This is a genomic window from Pantoea sp. T14 (assembly GCF_036663535.1).
In the GTDB taxonomy this organism is placed as follows: domain Bacteria; phylum Pseudomonadota; class Gammaproteobacteria; order Enterobacterales; family Enterobacteriaceae; genus Pantoea; species Pantoea phytostimulans.
In genome coordinates this window covers 280829-298438 of record NZ_JAWUEB010000027.1, presented here as the reverse complement: position 1 = coordinate 298438, position 17610 = coordinate 280829, and the positions used below count along the sequence as shown (strand labels likewise).

19 protein-coding genes are annotated in these 17610 nt (G+C 55.0%); 1 reads left to right on the top strand and 18 read right to left on the bottom strand.

The genetic code is table 11. The annotated features are described in order from the left end of the window. Positions 1-31: 31 nt before the first annotated feature. On the bottom strand, positions 32-1492 hold the full coding sequence (locus tag SC127_RS19425) for a phospholipase D family protein (RefSeq protein WP_332627608.1): 1461 nt from the start codon (positions 1490-1492) through the stop codon (positions 32-34). 155 nt (positions 1493-1647) lie between these two features. Between SC127_RS19425 and SC127_RS19420 the strand changes: the two genes are divergently transcribed. Further along, positions 1648-2811, top strand: a complete 1164-nt coding sequence (locus SC127_RS19420; protein ID WP_243078176.1) for a beta-glucosidase — start codon at positions 1648-1650, stop codon at positions 2809-2811. Here SC127_RS19420 and SC127_RS19415 read toward each other — a convergent pair. From SC127_RS19415 to SC127_RS19335, 17 genes are all read right to left on the bottom strand, one after another. Beyond that, a complete protein-coding gene (locus SC127_RS19415) occupies positions 2799-2978 on the bottom strand; it encodes a hypothetical protein (protein WP_243078177.1) in 180 nt (59 codons plus the stop codon). The two genes, SC127_RS19420 and SC127_RS19415, sit on opposite strands and share 13 nt — an antisense overlap. Before the next feature lie 39 nt (positions 2979-3017). Next, entirely contained in the window at positions 3018-3161 is a 144-nt protein-coding gene (locus tag SC127_RS19410; RefSeq protein WP_215847107.1) for a hypothetical protein, read from the bottom strand. A gap of 137 nt (positions 3162-3298) precedes the next feature. Beyond that, the gene (locus SC127_RS19405) at positions 3299-5509 is read right to left on the bottom strand and encodes a TonB-dependent receptor (protein WP_215847108.1); all 2211 of its coding nucleotides are present in this window, start codon (positions 5507-5509) and stop codon (positions 3299-3301) included. 165 nt (positions 5510-5674) lie between these two features. After that, positions 5675-6910 carry a beta-ketoacyl-ACP synthase gene (locus SC127_RS19400; protein WP_215847109.1) on the bottom strand — a complete coding sequence of 412 codons (1236 nt, stop codon included), beginning with the start codon at positions 6908-6910 and terminating at the stop codon, positions 5675-5677. After that, positions 6907-7638 carry a 3-ketoacyl-ACP reductase FabG2 gene (locus SC127_RS19395; RefSeq protein ID WP_243078178.1) on the bottom strand — a complete coding sequence of 244 codons (732 nt, stop codon included), beginning with the start codon at positions 7636-7638 and terminating at the stop codon, positions 6907-6909. The genes SC127_RS19400 and SC127_RS19395 overlap by 4 nt, the downstream gene beginning before the upstream one ends. Beyond that, a complete protein-coding gene (locus SC127_RS19390) occupies positions 7635-8111 on the bottom strand; it encodes a hotdog family protein (RefSeq protein WP_332627604.1) in 477 nt (158 codons plus the stop codon). The genes SC127_RS19395 and SC127_RS19390 overlap by 4 nt, the downstream gene beginning before the upstream one ends. Then, on the bottom strand, positions 8101-9261 hold the full coding sequence (locus SC127_RS19385) for a beta-ketoacyl-[acyl-carrier-protein] synthase family protein (RefSeq protein WP_243078180.1): 1161 nt from the start codon (positions 9259-9261) through the stop codon (positions 8101-8103). Before SC127_RS19385 ends, SC127_RS19390 begins: the two co-directional genes overlap by 11 nt. After that, positions 9258-9830, bottom strand: a complete 573-nt coding sequence (locus tag SC127_RS19380) for a DUF3261 domain-containing protein (protein ID WP_243078181.1) — start codon at positions 9828-9830, stop codon at positions 9258-9260. Before SC127_RS19380 ends, SC127_RS19385 begins: the two co-directional genes overlap by 4 nt. Further along, complete coding sequence (locus tag SC127_RS19375; protein WP_332627601.1) at positions 9827-12133, bottom strand: MMPL family transporter; 2307 nt, start codon at positions 12131-12133, stop codon at positions 9827-9829. Before SC127_RS19375 ends, SC127_RS19380 begins: the two co-directional genes overlap by 4 nt. Next, positions 12120-12728: an outer membrane lipoprotein carrier protein LolA gene (locus SC127_RS19370; protein ID WP_243078183.1), complete on the bottom strand. Its 609-nt coding sequence runs from the start codon at positions 12726-12728 to the stop codon at positions 12120-12122. Before SC127_RS19370 ends, SC127_RS19375 begins: the two co-directional genes overlap by 14 nt. Next, positions 12722-13141, bottom strand: a complete 420-nt coding sequence (locus SC127_RS19365; protein ID WP_215847116.1) for an acyl-CoA thioesterase — start codon at positions 13139-13141, stop codon at positions 12722-12724. The genes SC127_RS19370 and SC127_RS19365 overlap by 7 nt, the downstream gene beginning before the upstream one ends. Further along, on the bottom strand, positions 13134-14855 hold the full coding sequence (locus tag SC127_RS19360; protein WP_332627598.1) for a glycosyltransferase family 2 protein: 1722 nt from the start codon (positions 14853-14855) through the stop codon (positions 13134-13136). The genes SC127_RS19365 and SC127_RS19360 overlap by 8 nt, the downstream gene beginning before the upstream one ends. Next, positions 14849-15196 (bottom strand): 3-hydroxyacyl-ACP dehydratase FabZ family protein, encoded by a 348-nt coding sequence (locus SC127_RS19355; RefSeq protein WP_215847118.1) that lies wholly within the window; start codon positions 15194-15196, stop codon positions 14849-14851. The genes SC127_RS19360 and SC127_RS19355 overlap by 7 nt, the downstream gene beginning before the upstream one ends. Further along, positions 15183-16550, bottom strand: a complete 1368-nt coding sequence (locus SC127_RS19350) for an AMP-binding protein (RefSeq protein ID WP_332627596.1) — start codon at positions 16548-16550, stop codon at positions 15183-15185. Before SC127_RS19350 ends, SC127_RS19355 begins: the two co-directional genes overlap by 14 nt. After that, positions 16514-17074, bottom strand: a complete 561-nt coding sequence (locus SC127_RS19345; RefSeq protein ID WP_332627595.1) for a hypothetical protein — start codon at positions 17072-17074, stop codon at positions 16514-16516. Before SC127_RS19345 ends, SC127_RS19350 begins: the two co-directional genes overlap by 37 nt. A gap of 7 nt (positions 17075-17081) precedes the next feature. Beyond that, positions 17082-17336 (bottom strand): acyl carrier protein, encoded by a 255-nt coding sequence (locus SC127_RS19340; protein ID WP_332627593.1) that lies wholly within the window; start codon positions 17334-17336, stop codon positions 17082-17084. 16 nt (positions 17337-17352) lie between these two features. After that, positions 17353-17610, bottom strand: coding sequence for a phosphopantetheine-binding protein (locus SC127_RS19335; protein WP_332627591.1), 258 nt, complete (start codon positions 17608-17610; stop codon positions 17353-17355).

The window sequence follows — 17610 nt, the reverse complement described above, 5'->3', positions numbered from 1 at the left end:
AAAAAAGCGATCCCGTTGGGGATCGCTTTTTTTAAAGCAGCCATTCAATAGGCAAACGCCAGACTAATCGCACCTGCAATCGCTGCCACAGCGAACAGCCCGGTTCATGTTTATGCACCACTTCTTCTGATTCGTTCGGATACTCAAGCCAGTTTACCCTGCCCCACTTATCCAATCGTAGTGTCCAGGCACGATCGCGCATTGAATCAATGAAGCGCTGGTGGGTTTTCATTGCCAGCGATTCGCTTTCAATCACTAATCCCATTTCCGTGTTGAGTTCTGCTGAACGTGGGTCAAAATTAAACGAGCCAATAAACAACGTTTTTTGATCGACCGAAAAGGTTTTGGCATGCAAACTCGAACCCGAATTACCGGTCAAACCGCGATCGTGTGGCGCATCCTGCAAGGCGGATTGCGGTTTAAGTTCATACAGCGCGATACCGTGACGTAATAGCTTCTTGCGCCATTTAGCGTAACCCGCATGCACAATGGAGACATCATTCGCCGCCAGCGAATTGGTCAGAATGGCGATTTTCACCCCTTTACGCTTTAAGGCCAGTAGCTGCGCCACGCCCGCACGCGTCGGCACAAAATAGGCTGAAATAATATCGAATTGATGCTGCGGCGTACCTATCACTTCCAACATGCGCTGCGGCAGCAAGCTTTTGCGCTTTGCTTTGCCTAAACCTTTACGCGGATCGTCGCTGAGCAAACGAGATTTCGCCCATGTCAGCTCCAGGGTGCCCTGTTCGAGTTGGCTGACAAACGCAGAATTATCCAGCCGTTTAAGGTAGACCTGAACGGCTTCGCTGTGGCGCCAGGCTTCCGGCAAACGCACCGCGCTTTTGTCATCGCTGGTTTCATCCAGCACCTTTTTCAACGGCGATACCGGTTTGCTTTTCCAATAGCGCTCAAAATCTTTGCTGACCTCTTCTACAACCGGCCCAATGGCCATCACATCAAGATCTGCAAACAGCGGTTCATTACCGGTTCCGAAATATTCATCACCAATATTACGTCCGCCCACCAACGTGGTAATGCCATCGACGGTAAAACTTTTATTGTGCATACGGCGGTTAAGACGTGCGAAATCAGTCAGGTAACCCAGCGCGCGCAGGGTTCGAAATGAGAAAGGATTGAAGAGCCTGACGGTGATATTGGGGTGACGATCGAGCTGCGCCAGGGTTTCATCCAGGCCCGGCGTATTGTTGTCATCCAGCAGCAAACGGACTTTTACTCCGCGTTCTGCGGCGTCCAACAGGGCGCTAAACAGCAATCTCCCAGACATGTCGTTTTGCCAGATGTAGTACTGAATATCGAGCGAGCGTTCAGCTTTTTCAATCAGCATATAGCGGGCGGCGAAGGCATCCAGCCCATCGCTGAGCGGATGAATCCCGCTGAGGTCGGCACGGTGCACTCGCTGTGGTTTAAGCCGCTGTTCCAGCCAGCTCTCACAAAGAGTGGGCGGATGCAGGTCAAAAGCTTCGGTCATGTTAATTCCCTGAATGATGCAGTTATTTTTATTATTCACCGGTCTTAGGAAACACGCTATGCGAGCCTTCCTACTTCACTACACGGCTGTTGATGTTTTTAGTCTAGACTTAGCCGAACCATCTGTGACCGGCAATTGCCTGGAAGGAGAGGAAAATGACGCAGCAATCCCTTACCGAAGGTTCACATCGCCATCATCCCCACCTGTTTCGCAGCTTCTTTCAGGGCAGCTTCCCCTGCTCCACCGCCTGTCGTGCGCCAGGAAAAAGGCTGGACATGGTGATCTCCAGTGGTCATGACATGTTGCTGAATAAAGATTACGCCACGCTGGTGGAACAGCACATTTTGACGGCGCGCGACGGTGCTCGCTGGCATTTGATTGAGAAAACGCCCGATGTCTATGACTGGCACTCTTTCCTGCCGATGATCGAGGCGGCACAGCGTCATAATCTGCAAATTATCTGGGAGCTGGCGCATTTTGGCTATCCCGATCATCTCAATATCTGGAAAGCAGAATTTGTCGAGCATTTCGAACGCTTCGCCCGCGCCATGGCACAGCTAATGCGAGACCACGGCATCGAGCAGCCTTTCTTTACGCCCATCAATCAAATCTCGTTTTGGTCATGGGCTGGCGCTGACGTTGCCTGGTTTAATCCTCACGTGGCGAATCGCGGTAAAGAGCTGAAGCGACAGCTGGTGCGCGCTTCGCTGGCAGCCATTCACGCTATTCGTGAAGTCTATCCCGACGCCCGCTTTGTATTAACCGATCCGCTGGTGCAGATCGCCACACATCCCGACAACCCAGACAGTAAACCTTATGCCAATGCGCAACATCAGGCGCAGTTCGAAGCCTGGGATATGTTAGCGGGTCGCCTCGATAAAGAGTTAGGCGGCAGCGAAGCGTGTCTCGACATCCTGGGTTTGAATTATTATCCCGACAATCACTGGTTTTTCCCGGATCTCCCCATGGAAGCCGATCACCCCTCAAGGGTGCCGCTGCATACGCTGCTCGCGCAGTGCTGGCAGCGTTATCAACGTCCCATGCTGCTGGCAGAAACCGGCGCAGAAGGTAATGCAGGCGCAACCTGGTTGCAGGAAGTCAGTGAAAATGTGTCGGTGGCGCTGGAAAATGGGATTGCCATCGAGGGCGTTTCGCTTTACCCGGTGGTGGAATATCCCGCCTGGGCTGATGATCGCCGCTCGCCAGATCCGCTGCTGGGATTAGGCGATCCCAATGGTAATCGCACCCTGCATGAGGGGCTGGCGCTGGTATTACGTAGCCAACAGATCAAATATGAAAAACGCGATCAAGATGGATGAGAGATTGGCGGGTGAGGCTTGGGGGAGCAGGATTGCACGTCAAGAGAAGGATCGGTGGGATGGCGCACATCGGTGAGCCAGGTCATGGTAAACAAGAACGTAACCCCAATCAGACACGCAGCCAGCAGGCCAATAATCGCAATCAGTTTGTCATCTCTGTTTTCCATTGCCTTCTCCTGATGAATGTCCTTTTCACGCCTGACCTCTCAACTCATCCAGAGCGTAACCATCAATACGAAGATAATCAACGTCACTGAGGTCACAACAAGCACCACAATAGCGAACTGGGCATCGTCTAAAGATTGACGCAAAGGTTCGTCGTGTTTGTCCGGTGGTGAAGGTGCTGACATGACATCTCTACAGAATGGGATGAACCTGTTTAAGGTACGGCGCGCAACAGTGTAAAGGAATCCGTTTGATTGATCAGATTTATTCGCAAAATAAACGGGGCGCATGATGCGCCCCGTTGCGTTGAAACTCAGGTTGATTAGAAGTCGTAGCTCATACCGACTTTCAGCGTACGTCCATCACCCTGTGATAAATACGTGCCGCTGTCATCAATGTTGGCCCAATATTTCTCATTGGTTACGTTCTCAACACCGACACGCCAAACCATATCGCTCTGGTTAACTTTGGTGCGGTAACGCAAACCCAGATCCAAGGTGGTGTAGCTGTCAATTTTCTTGGTATTCGCAGAATCTGCCCATTGTGAACCGGTGTGGTTCAGCAAGGCGGTTGCGGTCAGTCCTTCAACCGGTTTGATATCATATTCTGCGCCCAACTGGTAATCGTAGCGAGGAACGCCCACCGCCTGCTTGCCGTCGTAGGTGCCACCCTCGGTTTTTTGCATGACCGGATCGATCCAGGTTGCGCTGGCATTCAAACGGAAACCTAATACCGGCTCGCCGAAGATGTTGGTTTCAACACCACGATGGCGCTGTTCGCCATCCATTACGTAGGCGTTGTCACCGTTGAGAATGCCGGAAGGCTTCTTGATTTCAAACAGTGCCAGCGAGCCGCCAATCCGGCCGAAATCCGTTTTCACGCCAATTTCATTCTGCTTCGAATGCGCGATGCCCGTGACAGAACCGTAGTTGCTGCTGCCTTGTGGCGCGACTTCACCGGGTTGCAATGCTTCGGTGTGGTTCGCATAGAGAGAAACGGTCTCCCACGGCTTGTAGACCACGCCATACGTTGGCATCCAGCGGCTGTTGTCATAACGCGAAGCGACATCCTCTGCGCCCGTGCCGTAAGCGTAGTTACGCACCACCACTTTCTGATGACGCGCACCCACTGTAAACAGCAGCGAATCATCAAACAGGCCCAAGGTATCGCTGAGCAAATAGCCTTGCGTACGCGAGCGTGCGGTGGTCAGCGGATCAGAGAAATTACCACCGCTAAAGTTCACGGCGGGTTCTGCGATATCGTTGGTGTGATAGATATTGGTTGATGCGCCGCTCAACGCCATGCCGTAAGCATTTTTGGCATTGGTGGTCAGCGCCGAATAGCCAATGTTCACTTTGTGCGAGACGAAGCCGGTATCGAAATTGCCACGTAATCCCACCATGCCGCTCATGTTGTCTTGAATGCGGTTAGTGTTGAAGGTGGCAATGGTTGCATCACCGTTGCTGTTGGTGATCTTTGGCGTGGCGTAGTTGCCGGTTTCATGAGCATGCTGCGCGCCCAAGCCTGCGTAAGCTGTCCAGTTATTGGTGATATCGTATTCCGCTTTGGCGATACCAAATTCGGACTCCATATCGCTGTACACCCATTTTTGGCTGTAGTTATGCGAGTTTGACGGCACCGCAGGAATAAAGTCGATACCGCTGATGTTCACGCCTAATCCACCGTCGTGGAAGGTCTTTTTCTGATAACCCACATCAAGTGACGTGCGCAGACGATCGCCCCGATAATCAAGGCCGATCGACGCGGCGGTGGTTCTTTTCTTCTCGTCATCTACGCCAGTTTCACCTTCACGATGCACCGCGTTCACCCGCACACCGAACTGGTTGTTATCGCCAAAGCGTCGACCGATATCGACATTGGTCCCCACCTGCGAGGAGGTGGTGTAATCCACGCCAACGCGCGTCAAAGGCACATCATCTGCATGTTTCGGTTCAAGGTTGATCATACCGCCAACCGCGCCGGTGGCTGAGCCGTTCAGCAAACTGTTTGCACCTTTAAAGATCTCAACGCGATCGATCAACGCCGTATCCATTACCTGACGTGGCACCACGCCGGGCAAGCCGCCAAAGGTCATGTCATCGCCATCCATCAGGAAGCCACGGATGCGGTAGCTTTCAGCAAAGTTGCCGTAGCCCTTCACGCTCTGCACGCCAGCATCGTTTTTCACCACGTCAGCGATGGTATGTGCCTGCTGGTCCTGAATCATTTTTGAGGTAAAGCCGATGACGTTGAACGGCACGTCCATCGCTTTTTGCTCGCCGAGCATGCCCAGGCGACCGCCGTGAGCAATTTGCCCATCGAGATAAGCGGGCACCAAATCGTTGCCACCCGCTTTAAAATCATTTTCCGGTGTCGCCACCACGGTTAAGGTCTGTTCTTTATTGTCCGCTGCTGCATCACTGGCAGCGTTATTCGTCGTCGTAGTCTGAGCCATCACTGGCAAACAACCGGCGCTGACGAAAATAGCGAGCAGCGTCGGTTTGAATCCTGGGGTTGAAAGAAGTTGGCGCATCGTCGTTCCCTAATGGTAAATATACTGAGAATCATTATTATTGCGGTTTGCGATTATGCGCGGGGCGGAAGTGAATGCAAGAAAAATCTTATGCTAAAGCGCAGGATTTACAGTCTGATAACGGATGAAAAAACAGTGAAGGCGCTGCCGAAGCAGCGCACTTGATCAGGCGTCGCGCCAGCGTTTGAAGATAAGCGAGGTATTAATGCCGCCAAAGGCGAAATTGTTGGTCTGGATAAAATCGGTTTCCAGCTTACGCGGCTCACCGATAATGTAGTCCAGCGCACCGCATTCTTGTGCAGGCTGCGTCAGATTCAGCGTCGGTGCAAACCAGCCTTCGCGCATCATCTGAATGCTCATCCAGGCTTCCAGCGCACCGCACGCGCCCAGCGTGTGACCAAAATAGGATTTCAACGAAGAGACGGGCGTTTGGTCGCCAAACACGGCTGCAGTTGCCAGGCTTTCAGCAATATCACCCCGATCGGTGGCTGTGCCGTGCGCATTAATATAGCCAATTTGTGAGGCTTCCAGCCCGGCACTTTTCAGTGCACGCTCAATGCAGATTTGCATGGTTTCGCGCTGCGGCTGCGTAATATGTGCCGCATCGCAATTGGTGTGGAACCCCACCAGCTCGGCGTAAATTGTTGCGCCACGCGCCTGCGCATGTTCCAGCGATTCGAGAATCAGGGTACCCGCACCTTCGCCAATCACCAATCCATCACGATGCTGATCGAATGGAGAAGGGGTACTTTGCGGTGCGTCATTGCGCTGGCTGGTGGCAAATAGCGTATCGAATACCGCCGCTTCAGAAGGACATAACTCCTCTGCGCCACCGGCTACCATCACCGTTTGGTAGCCGTGGCGAATCGCTTCCCACGCATAGCCAATCGCCTGGCTGCCCGAGGTACAGGCGCTGGAAGTGGGGATCACACGACCACGTAAACCAAAAAACAGACCGGCATTCACGGCGGCGGTGTGCGGCATCATCTGCACATAGGTGGTGCCGGTAATATTGTTGGTGTGCTTTTCAGTCAGCATAGTGGCGAATTCGCTCACCGGCCCGGTGCTGCCGGTGGAAGAGCCATAAGCAATGCCGGTTTCACCATTGGTCAGTACCGGATGATCGATCAGCCCAGCCTGTTCCAAAGCCAGTTCGGTGGCGCGGGTAGCCAGCAGCGAGACGCGGCCCATGGCGCGAATACGTTTACGGGTATAGTGCGCAGGCAAGGTAAAATCATCAATCGGCGCGCCTAACAGCGTGTGCAGCCCATCATAAACTTGCCATTCCGGCATCTGCCGCACTGCGTTTTTACCTGCAAGAATACGTGCCGCAACCGCCTGCCATTGCTCGCCAAAAGCGGTGACACCGCCCATGCCCGTGACAACTACGCGCTGAATCACAGCATGCCTCCGTTAATCGAAATCACCTGACGCGTGACATAACCTGCAATGTCAGACATCAAATAGCTGGCTAATCCCGCCACTTCATCCGCTGCGCCCATGCGTTTCATCGGAATAATTTTCAGTGCTTCCTCAACGACTCGCGGTTCAAGCCCTTCCATGCCGGTATCAATCAGGCCGGGCGCGATGCAGTTTACGGTGATTTTACGTTTTGCCAGTTCAATCGCCAGCGCTTTGGTTGCGCCGATGATGCCCGCTTTTGCCGCGCTGTAATTGACCTGGCCGCGATTGCCCATCATGCCAGAAACCGACGACAGTGTGATGATCCGACCGCCACGACGCAGACCAATCATGGGCATCACGCAGGGGTGAATCACATTATAAAAGCTGTCGAGATTGGTATGAATCACATCATCCCACTCAGATTCTGTTAGCGCAGGGAAAGCGCCATCCCGGGTGATCCCTGCATTGCTGACAACGCCGTAATAGGCACCGTGCTGCTCAATATCCGCCTCCAGAACGCTGCGGGTCGCGGCGCGATCGGCAACATCAAAACCCAGCACCCGCCCGATTCCACCCTGCTCCACGATGTGCTGCAACGTGTGTTCAGCGCCAGCACGGTCGCGATTGTAATGCACCACCAGTTCGAAGCCGTCCTGCGCCAGGCGCAGCGCGATAGCGCGGCCAATGCCTTTACTGGCGCCCGTTACCAATACAGAACCTCTCATGGCTGATTTCCTTGTGACATCAGTTGCTGTAGCTCTTCTTCATTCGGTTGATAGGTATTCAGGCGTCCGCTGGCCAGCAGCAGATCGCCATAATGGATTTCGCCCTCAAAACTGCCCATCCGATCGTCGCGCATCAGTAGCCGCATAGTGATATCCAGCGTTGCGTTAGCCGGGAAATGGGGCTGCGTTGCCCGCCAGCCGCGCCCGCCCAACAGCATGCCTGGCTGGATCAGGATTGCCCCGGCACGTTTCGCTTGCCAGCCAGACCAGACACCAACGGTTTGCGCCATGATCTCTACGCCAAACCACGCGGGCAGTTCACCCTGCTGATTAAGAAAAGGTGCCAGCACGCCTGTTTTGGCCGTTGTGACTCGGCAATGCACGCTTTCTTCATCCACCGCAATCAGCTGTTCGACCAGCACCATAGGCGTTTCATGCGGCAAAAAATCCGCAGCACAACCCTTAATTGTCATCGCACCGTCCCAAAATTAAACAGGTATTATTGCCACCGAAAGCAAACGAGTTGGACGCGATAATCGGACGCGCCAGCGGCTGAGAGTGCAGCAGCAGGCCGCACTCTGCCAGGCTTTCGTCGCGAGCGGCGACAGAAAAATCTTGCGCTGGCAACGGCAGATTCTCGCTGAGAATCAACGCGCTGAGCGCGGCTTCGCACACGCCCGCTGCACCGAGCGTGTGCCCGGTAAGGTGTTTCGTCGAACTGCAGGGTACATCACTGCCAAACAGGCGATGGATCACTAACGCTTCCATCTGATCGTTAAGCGGCGTCGCGGTGCCATGCAGGTTGATGTAGCCGATATCCTGCGGCGCTAAACCCGCCTGTTGCAGCGCCATGCGCATGGCGCGCTCTGCGCCCTCACCTTCTGGATGCGGCGCAGACATATGCCAGGCATCAGAAGATTCGCCCGCGCCCAACAGCGCTAACGGCTGCGGTTCTCGCGTTAACAGCATCAGCGCGGCCCCCTCACCAATCGAAATGCCATCGCGCTCACGGCTAAACGGCACGCAGCGGCGTTCAGAAAGTGATTCGAGACTGGCGAAGCCGTTAACCGGCATGCGGCTTAGTGAATCTGCACCGCCTACCAAGGCAACATCCGCCAACCCTGCAGCAATCAAACGTTCGCCGCTGATCAGCGCACGAGCGCTGGAAGAACAGGCGGTGGAGATGGTATAGGCTGGGCCATTGAGTTGCAGATATTGCGCCAGAAAGCGCGATGGATCGCCCAATTCTTGCATCTGGTAATGGTAGCGCTGGCGATCGCCACGAATCTGCTGATCGCCTTCGTCAACACCCGAGGTGCTGGTTCCCAACACGATCGCAACGCGATCGGCACCATATTTCGCAACAGCAGCATCCAGCGCTGGACGAATTTGCGCTAACGCCGCCAGCAGCAGCTGATTATTACGGGTGTCATGCGCAGCAAAGGCAGCGGGTATAGCAGGCAACTTGGCCTCTACCGCACCCAGCCAGCAGCGTTTGTCCGTCGTTAGCCAGCCTTCATGCTCACGCATACCAGGCGCAATACCGCTGATCAGGTTCGCGGCAATCTGCTGATTATTGTTCCCAAGCGCATTGAGCATCCCGAATGCAGAAATGTAGATCATGATGCATCCAAATGTTGAATTTGAATCAGGTAACCAAACGCGTGCTGCTGAAGGGTGATCGGCTCACGTCGCTCGCCGCGTTGTAGATAGGTAATCTCCGTCACGACCTGGTTATCGGCATCTCGCAGCACGCGCTTCAATCCTTTGTCTTGTAGCGTCCAGCCGCGCGGCAGCTGTTTTTGCCATACCGCAATCGGCCAGTGACTCAACATAATATCGGCCAATACCTGACTGGCGGGCGGCATATTGGGCAGCGGCATCAGCTGTTGCGTATGAATGCCCCTGGCATCGTAACTGACACGGAACAAGCGAATCCCCACCGATGATAAGCCCGCTAATTCTATTTTCTGCGCATCGGCGCTCAGCAACACCAGCAGCGACTGGCGGGTTCCTTTTATCTGGCCGGTTAACAGTTGCTGCTGTTGAAATGCAGGCGTGATGCCCGGCGGTGGCAGCATAATCTTCACGCCAGGCTTCAGCCAGGCGGTAGGCTGCGTATTATCTGGCTTAGGGCTGGCGCAGGCGCTGAGCAACAGACTGAATATCAACATCATCGCTGCGCGAATCATCTTTTTTTCCTCGATTTAGTGGGCCGCATGGCCAGCGGTGACAGCAGAAAGGCGCTAAAAATACCGCTGCACAACACGGTGCCAAAACCAGCAATGGCGCTGGTGCTGCTGAAAACCAACATGCCCAACGTCAGCAACGTTGTCATCATCGCCAGCGAGACCGCCAACAGTGAAGTCAGCGGCGTACCCTGCGGATTGCTAAAGAACAAGGTGTAATTAATGCCAATGCCCAGCACCAGAATCAATGCCAGCAGCGCGAACAGATTCAACGACGCGCCCATCCAGCCCAACGTTGCCAACGCGGTTGCCAGCGACAGCAATGAAGGTAATGCACTGCGCAAACCCGCTTTAAGGCCTAAACGCAGCACGTAGCTCAGCGCAATCAGCGCTAACGCCAGCAACAGTAAGCCGCTCAACAGCGAGCGCCAGAAGCTGAAAAGCGTATCGTAGCTGGCCTTACGATCGACCCAACTTACGCCTGGATATTTTTGCGCCAGCACACTGAGCGCCGCGCTATTTTTTACGCCGCTGGTCGGCACCAGCACGCCGCTGCGCCCGTCAGGCAGCGACAGCCATAACAGTCGCCAGCCTTCACTCAGCGGACTGTTCAGCCAGGCTTCTGGCGTTACCGTCATCGGTTGAAGATCGGGTGCGGGCACGCTGATCCCCGCCTGTTTTAGCCGCGCCACGATCTTCGGTGCGGCCTGTTGCAGGGTAGCAATGTCTTGTTGCTGCTGTTCCAGCGAACGTAACGGCAGTAAACGGAAGTTTTGCAGCACACCTTGCTGCTGCGCCTGTTTTAAATCTGGCACCAGCTGCGCTAAACGCTGCAGCGTCTGCTGTGCGTTATCGCCCCACACCACAAACCAAGTTTGATCGGCGCGTTGACCCGTCAAATCCGCCAGTTGGCGATCCTGTTCGAGCAGATGGGCCGGCGCGCTTTGTAGATGGGCAATATCATCATCCACCTTTAATTGCACCATACCGCCCAGCGCGTAAATCGCCATCGCCAACGGCAAGCCAATTCGCAACGCTTTGCGACGACGCCACGCGGCTAACCAGCGCGCAAGCGGCACCATCAACGGCACAGGACGAACCGGTAAACCGCGCACCAACCACGGATAGAGAAAAATCACCGTTAAACAGGATGCCGTTAAACCGCTGGCCGCAAAAACCGCCAACTGACGCAGACCCGGGAAAGGCGCCAGCAGCATTAATAGCCAGGCAATCGCGGTGGTGGCTAACGCCAGCAGCAGCGTACCGCGCACTTTGCGTAGACTCTGCCACGGCGTGGCGTGTTCACCATGTACCATGCGTTCGGTGAGGTAGTAGAGCGTGTAATCGGCAGAGATGCCGACAATGCTCAGGCTCATCACCAGCGTCATGATGTGCAGCTCGCCAAAACAGAGCAGCGTGGCGACCGTGCCCGCCATCGCGCCAATGGCGACCGATGCGAGGCATAGCAGCAATGGGCGCAACGAGCGGAACACCAACAGCACCAGTATCAACACGCCGCCCAAGGTTATTGTGCCGAGTGTTTCAACATCGTGTTGCGCACGCTGGCTGGCATCATCACTGAACAGTACTGTGCCGCGCGTCAGCAGTTGTGCTTGCGGCCAGCGCTGTTTTAGCGCTTTTTCAAGCTGCCTGAGTTGCGACACAAGTTGATGGCTCTGCGTAATGCTAAACGCATTATTTGCCAGTTCGCCATGCAGGAAATAGCCGCGTTGGCCTTGCTTATCCTGCACCGTTAGCCAGCCATTGTGCAGCATCATGCGATCGGCATTTTGCTGAAGTGCCAGCTGTGAGCCTCGTACCAGCATCAGCGGATCGTTTTGTAACTCCTTGCTGCCCACCCCAGAAAAGGCGGAAAAGAGTTGGCCTAACAGCCAATCAGCTTGCGCATCGCCGCCGTTTTGCAATCGTGCACGGGTTGCATCATCAATCAGGCCGTTACGATGTTGCCAGGCAAAACGGCCCCACTGCTGCTGCTGATTTTCATTGAGATCGCCCTGCACCTGTTTGAGTGCAGGCAAAGCGCGTAATTGCTCAAGCCACCAGCGCGCCACCTCTGGATCGTCGGTTTTTCCTGGTAATATCAGCCAGACCATTTGTCGATCCAGCCGCTGCATAAAACCTTCCTGCAACTCCGCAGGCGCGGCACCGAGGTTTTGCTGCGGCAACAACGCCAGTACGCTGCTGTTGAGATGGCTGCGCGGCAACAGCAGCACCAAGGCGACAGCTAACACCATGCAAACCACTAACCACAGCGCGGCGAAGAATTTATCATTACGGCCCGGCAAAACGTGTGCGCTCCTCGTCACTTAATTGCGGCGGCTTAATGCGCGTGTTGCTGAGTTGAATGTGGGTCTTATCACCCTGCTTGTCATCCAAATCGATACGTTCGAGAAATTCGCTGCCCGCCAGATCGATACGATTAAATATCATGTTAAGCGGCGCGGCTTTAGGCGTGAGTCCCAGCGTCCAGCGCTGGTTGCCTTTGTCTTGAAAATCGAGCGTAAAGTTCTCTTTCAAGACCTTCTCATCTGCCTGAAACAGCGCGCGCAACAAATGATTGAACTGGAACATTTGTGGATTACTGTCTGAAGTGATGACTTGCGGCGGCTGATTATTCAGCGTTTGTACCATGCGCTTATCATCAAGCAGTAGCGTCATGACAAACGGCGTACTTTGATGCCACCACAGTCCTTGTTGTTGCGCGATCAGCAGGTTGCCATGTGATACCAGCGGCTGCGCCATGCCGGAAATGGTGCGTGTTTGAACAAAATCTGCGCGAATGATCGGTTGGCTGGCAAAACGCTGTTGTAACTGTTCCAGCGTGACGGCGCTGGCCGCGCTGGCCCACAGTAGCAAACTGGCAACGATAATTTTTAGCATTCTTTCACCCCTAGGCGTTCCAGCAAAATATCGGGCGTAACAAAGCATAAGGTTTCTGTTGCCTGCTCCACCGCAACCTGCAAAGTGTGCGCTTTGGTGGTGATCTCCCCTGCCGCATTGCGGACCTGGTAGTCGATGCGTAACCGGTTTTCATATTCGGTGATGCTGGCGCTGACGGTGATCGGTTCCTCACAGCGCAGCGGCTGGCGATACTTAACGCGGGTGTCGACCACCGGCCAGATGTAGCCGCTGGCCGCCATTTCGCTGTAGCTGTAATTAATGCTGCGCAGCAGCGCTTCACGGGCCACTTCGAAATAACGGAAGTAGTTACCGTGCCAGACCACGCCCATCGGATCGCAGTCGTGAAAAGAGACCGTGAGCGCGACTTCCACGGTATGCAGGTGATCAGGCATTGTCGGACTCCTCATGGCGCACCCGATCATCGGGCAACGTCCAGAAATCGAAAAAGTTAAACCAGTCGAGCGGTGCCAGCAGTGCATGGTGCGCCAGACGATCCGCATAGCGATCAACCGTGACCTGTAGCGCCTGTTGACGCTGTGCGCGTGGCAGCAGCAGCGGATCGGCAAAAGGTTCGCAATGAATCTGTAATTTACCCTGCTGGCGCAAGGCGAACATCAACAGCACCGGGCAGCGCAGCGCCGCAGCTAACACAAACGGGCCTTGGGGAAAGGGTGCGGGACGACCCAAAAACGCGCTCCAGACTACGCGACGCTCCCCGCCGCGCTGGCGGTTAACGGCGGTGCGATCGCCGACGATAGCAATCCATTCGCCCGCATCCAGCTTTTGTTGCAGCAGAATGGCTGTTTCCGGGCCGATATCGCTAACCGGCAGCAAATTAACGCCCGCGTCTGGCGCGATAGTTTCCAGCACCGCACGGAAACGTTGGGCATTGTTAGTGAATACCAAGGCGTTGATCACCAAGCCGCTGACCTGTTTTGCCATGGCGCGGCAGGCTTCGATATCACCCAGATGCGAGGCAAGAATCAGCTTTCCGCGTTCGCCGGGCGCACGGATTACCGCTTCTGCACCTGGCGCAAAATCGATATCGCGTCCCCAGCGCAAATCGCCACGCCAGCTGGCTACCTTATCCAGCATCGCTTCAGCAAATCGCAAAAAGTGGCGATAGCTGTTAAGCGGTTTGGGCAGCGCAACCTGCTGTTGGCTGGCGTAATCACTGACTCGCGTGATCCATTGCTGTGAAGCGTGACGGGCGCGCTGTCCGCTCAGCCAGTAAACCGCCACCACCGGCCACAGCAGTACCAGAAAAGGCAAGCGGCCACAGCGACGATAAACTGCCAGCATGAAGCGCAGACCTACTTGCCCACGGCGCTCCGGTTCGCCGGACCAATGTTTTTGCTGGCGACGCATGTTTACCAGACGCGGAATGCGCGGCAACATGCCGAAAAACAGGCGTGTATGCATCCAGGAGATGCGCAGATTGTCATACAGCGCATCAAAGTGTGACACTCCGGTTTCTGGGTAAGTCACACGCGTGGTGAGAAAGCGGCTTGGTGTGCCCTGCCAATAGAGTCGCACCATGATTTCAGTGTCAAAATCCATGCGTTGACCGATCGCACGCTGATCGCACAGCGCCAACGTTGGCGATAACGGGTAGACGCGAAAGCCGCACATGCTGTCTTTGATCGAAAACGACAGCGTTTCGATCCACACCCAAAAATGGGTGATGTAGCGCCCATATAAACGTGACTTGGGGATCGAACTGTCGTACAGCGGCTTACCGGAGATCAAACATTCAGGATAACGCCGCGCTTCCGCCAGCATGGCTGGGCAATCTTCAATCTGGTGCTGTCCATCGGCATCCAACTGCAGCGCATGGGTAAAACCCTGCGCAGCGGCAGCTCGCAGTCCCTGTATCACCGCCGCACCTTTGCCCTGATTGTGCGTTAACCGCAGTACGGTGATCTGTTCAGCCCGCACACTTTCCAGTTGCTGTTGGGTGCTGGCTTCGCTGCCGTCATCCACAATGATCACGGGCAGGTTAAAAGGTGCCAACCGTGCCAGCACTGAAGCCATCATCGCGCCGTGGTTGTAGCAGGGAATCACCACGCACGGTGAGAAGTCAGACGAAAATTGAGGTGTTAACACAGCTGAATTTTTCCGCTGCTGGCGCTCAGCGCGTTACCGTCACGCAGCAGGCTGTAACAAAAGCTGAGGCGGGATTTCGTCGCATCCCACTCAATATGCAGTTGCAACAGCGAATCCGGCGCTACCGGCTGTTGAAATTTGATGTTTTCGACCGCAGCAAACTGTTTGCCGGGTGCCAGACACTGCACCGCGTAATGCATAACCCAATCGAGTTGCGCTACGCCAGGCAGAATCGGCAACGTGGGGAAATGGCCTTGAAACCAGAACAGATCGGCAGCGACATACAGCGTTAGGGTTACGCTGTTGTCCTGAATCTGGCGGCTGCGTTCAACCGGCAACATGAAAAAGCTCCTCAATTTGTGGCCAGGCGCGTTTGCTTTGTGTGGTGACGGGAATGGTCGCCACCACACGCCAGTAACGCGGCAGCGCCACCGACTCCAGCAAAGGTTGCAGATGCTGCTTCCAGCGTTTTTTCTGCGCCGCTAGCTGATGATCATCAAGCGGCGTCGCCAACGCCAGCACCACGCCAATACCCTGGCGATCGTGGCGCGTAATAGCCAGCGCGGCGGCATCGACGACACCGGGCAGCGCCATTAAGCGCCGTTCGATTTCACTCAGCGAAATGCGTTTATCTTCAATTTTTACGATGCGATCGTGGCGACCGGTTATCTGAACGTGGCCTGCGGCATCAACCTGCAAGCGATCGTCGAGCTGCCAACCTGCAGCGTTTTCAATCAGAGCGGAAGAGACTTGCCAACGATCATCGTCGATCTGTTGTAGCCTGACGCCAGGAAAACAGATCCAGGCTGCGGCGTCCGAATCGCGCTGCCGCCAGGCGATCACGCCGGTTTCCGTGCTGCCGTATATTTCACTCACCGGACAATGCATTGTCTGCTGGGTATGTTGCGCATCCTGCCAGGCCAGCGCCCCGCCCGCTGAAACAATCAACGTGCAGGCGGCTACAGGGAAGTGATCATCCAGGCGGCGCAAAAATGCGGGGCTACTGATTAAAGCGTGGCGATAATCTGGGTGCCGAAGCTGTTCAACCAGTTGTTCACTGTAGAATAGCTGCTGCGCCGCAAAGGGTTGACCCAACGCCATAGGCAATATGATGCGAAAGGTTAAGCCATAAAGATGTTGATGACTGACCGAAGCAAGGATGCGGCAATCTGTGAGCCTTTCACCCCAGAGCGCAGCCAGCCAGCGCGACTCCTGCTCCAGCACCGTCAGTGATTTTACGACACGACGTGGCGCGCCGGTTGAACCTGAGGTAAACAGCACCAGCGCGGCATCGGTGGGCAAAGCGGGAAGTTCACCTTCAGCTTCATCATCCTGCCAGCGTTGCAACGGCAAATGAATATCTAAAGGCAGATCGCTGATCACGCCATCCAGCGCATCGCCCATTTCATTGAGCTGCGCAGCGCGACAATGGCCCGGGATCACCGGTGTTTTTTCCGCGTACCAGGTTGCCAGCAGCGCGACGCAAAATCGGTAGCTGTCATCAAAACAGAGCGCCCACTGCGTGCCGGGCTGCCTCCGCAACGTCTGGCTAAGCGACAATACCTGACGGCGCAGCGTGCTCAACATCAATGTGTGATCGCCACGCCACGCCACTTCGCGATCCTCGCCGGTTAGCCACGCAGCAATGGGTTGTGCGATCATGCTTTGCGTCTCACGCGCTGGCGTACCAGCCATTCGGCGCTCATCAGCGCGCCCATTAACAGATAGCTGATGCCGCCATTCCAGAGCGTCCACAGGCGAAGATTTCCCATCAAACAGGTGCTCAGCGCTATGCTGCCGTTAAAGATAAAAAACAGGCACCAGACTTGCGTGACGCGTCGCGTATAGCGCACGGCCTGCGGCGGCAGCGTGGATTCACGCAGTCGCGCAAGTCGTTCAACCAGCGGCATGCTGCTCCATAATGACGCGCCAAATATGATCAGCATGGCCAGGTTGACCGCCACCGGATACCACAACAGCAGATGCTGACTGCGCAACGTCATGCTGCTGATACACAGCAGCGCGCCGAGTAGAGCCAGCCAGCCCATCACGTTGTTAAATGCGGTTTTCTGCCGACGCAGGGTAAACCAACGCAGACCGAACAGCGCGGCCAGTAACCAGAACAGCGCATGCCATTGTGGTTGCGCCAGCGCCAACCAGACCAAAAAAGGCCAAGCCAACAGCGTGAGAAGGTTGATCAGGCGTAGCGCAGCATGCATGTTGAAATCAGGCGCCTTCGCGCATCAACTGTTCTACCGCATCCACCACATCCTGCACGGTACGTACCGAACGGAAAGTTTCTGGTTTGATTTTACGGCCAGTACGTTTTTGCAGGTGAACCACCATATCAACCGCATCAATGCTGTCGAGTTCCAAATCTTCGTAAAGGCGTGCGTCCGGGCGAATGTCATCCGCCTCAATTTCAAACAGGTTAGTCAGCAGTGAGGCGACTTCCTGATAAATTTCATCTTTGTTCATCATAATTTTGTCTCAGCGATCAGGCGCGTTGTTGGTTCACGAACGCCGCCAAAGAGGCAACGGAAAAAAAGTGCGCACGCAGGGTTTCGCTCTCGGCGGAAAGTGCCACGCCATAGCGATTTTTTACCGCCAGCCCGAGTTCCAACGCATCAATGGAATCGAGTCCAAGCCCGTCACCAAAGAGCGGGGCCTCTGTGTCGATATCGTCGAGATCGACATCTTCAAGGTTCAGCGTATCGATGATCATCTGTTTGATATCGTTGATTAATGAGTCCAT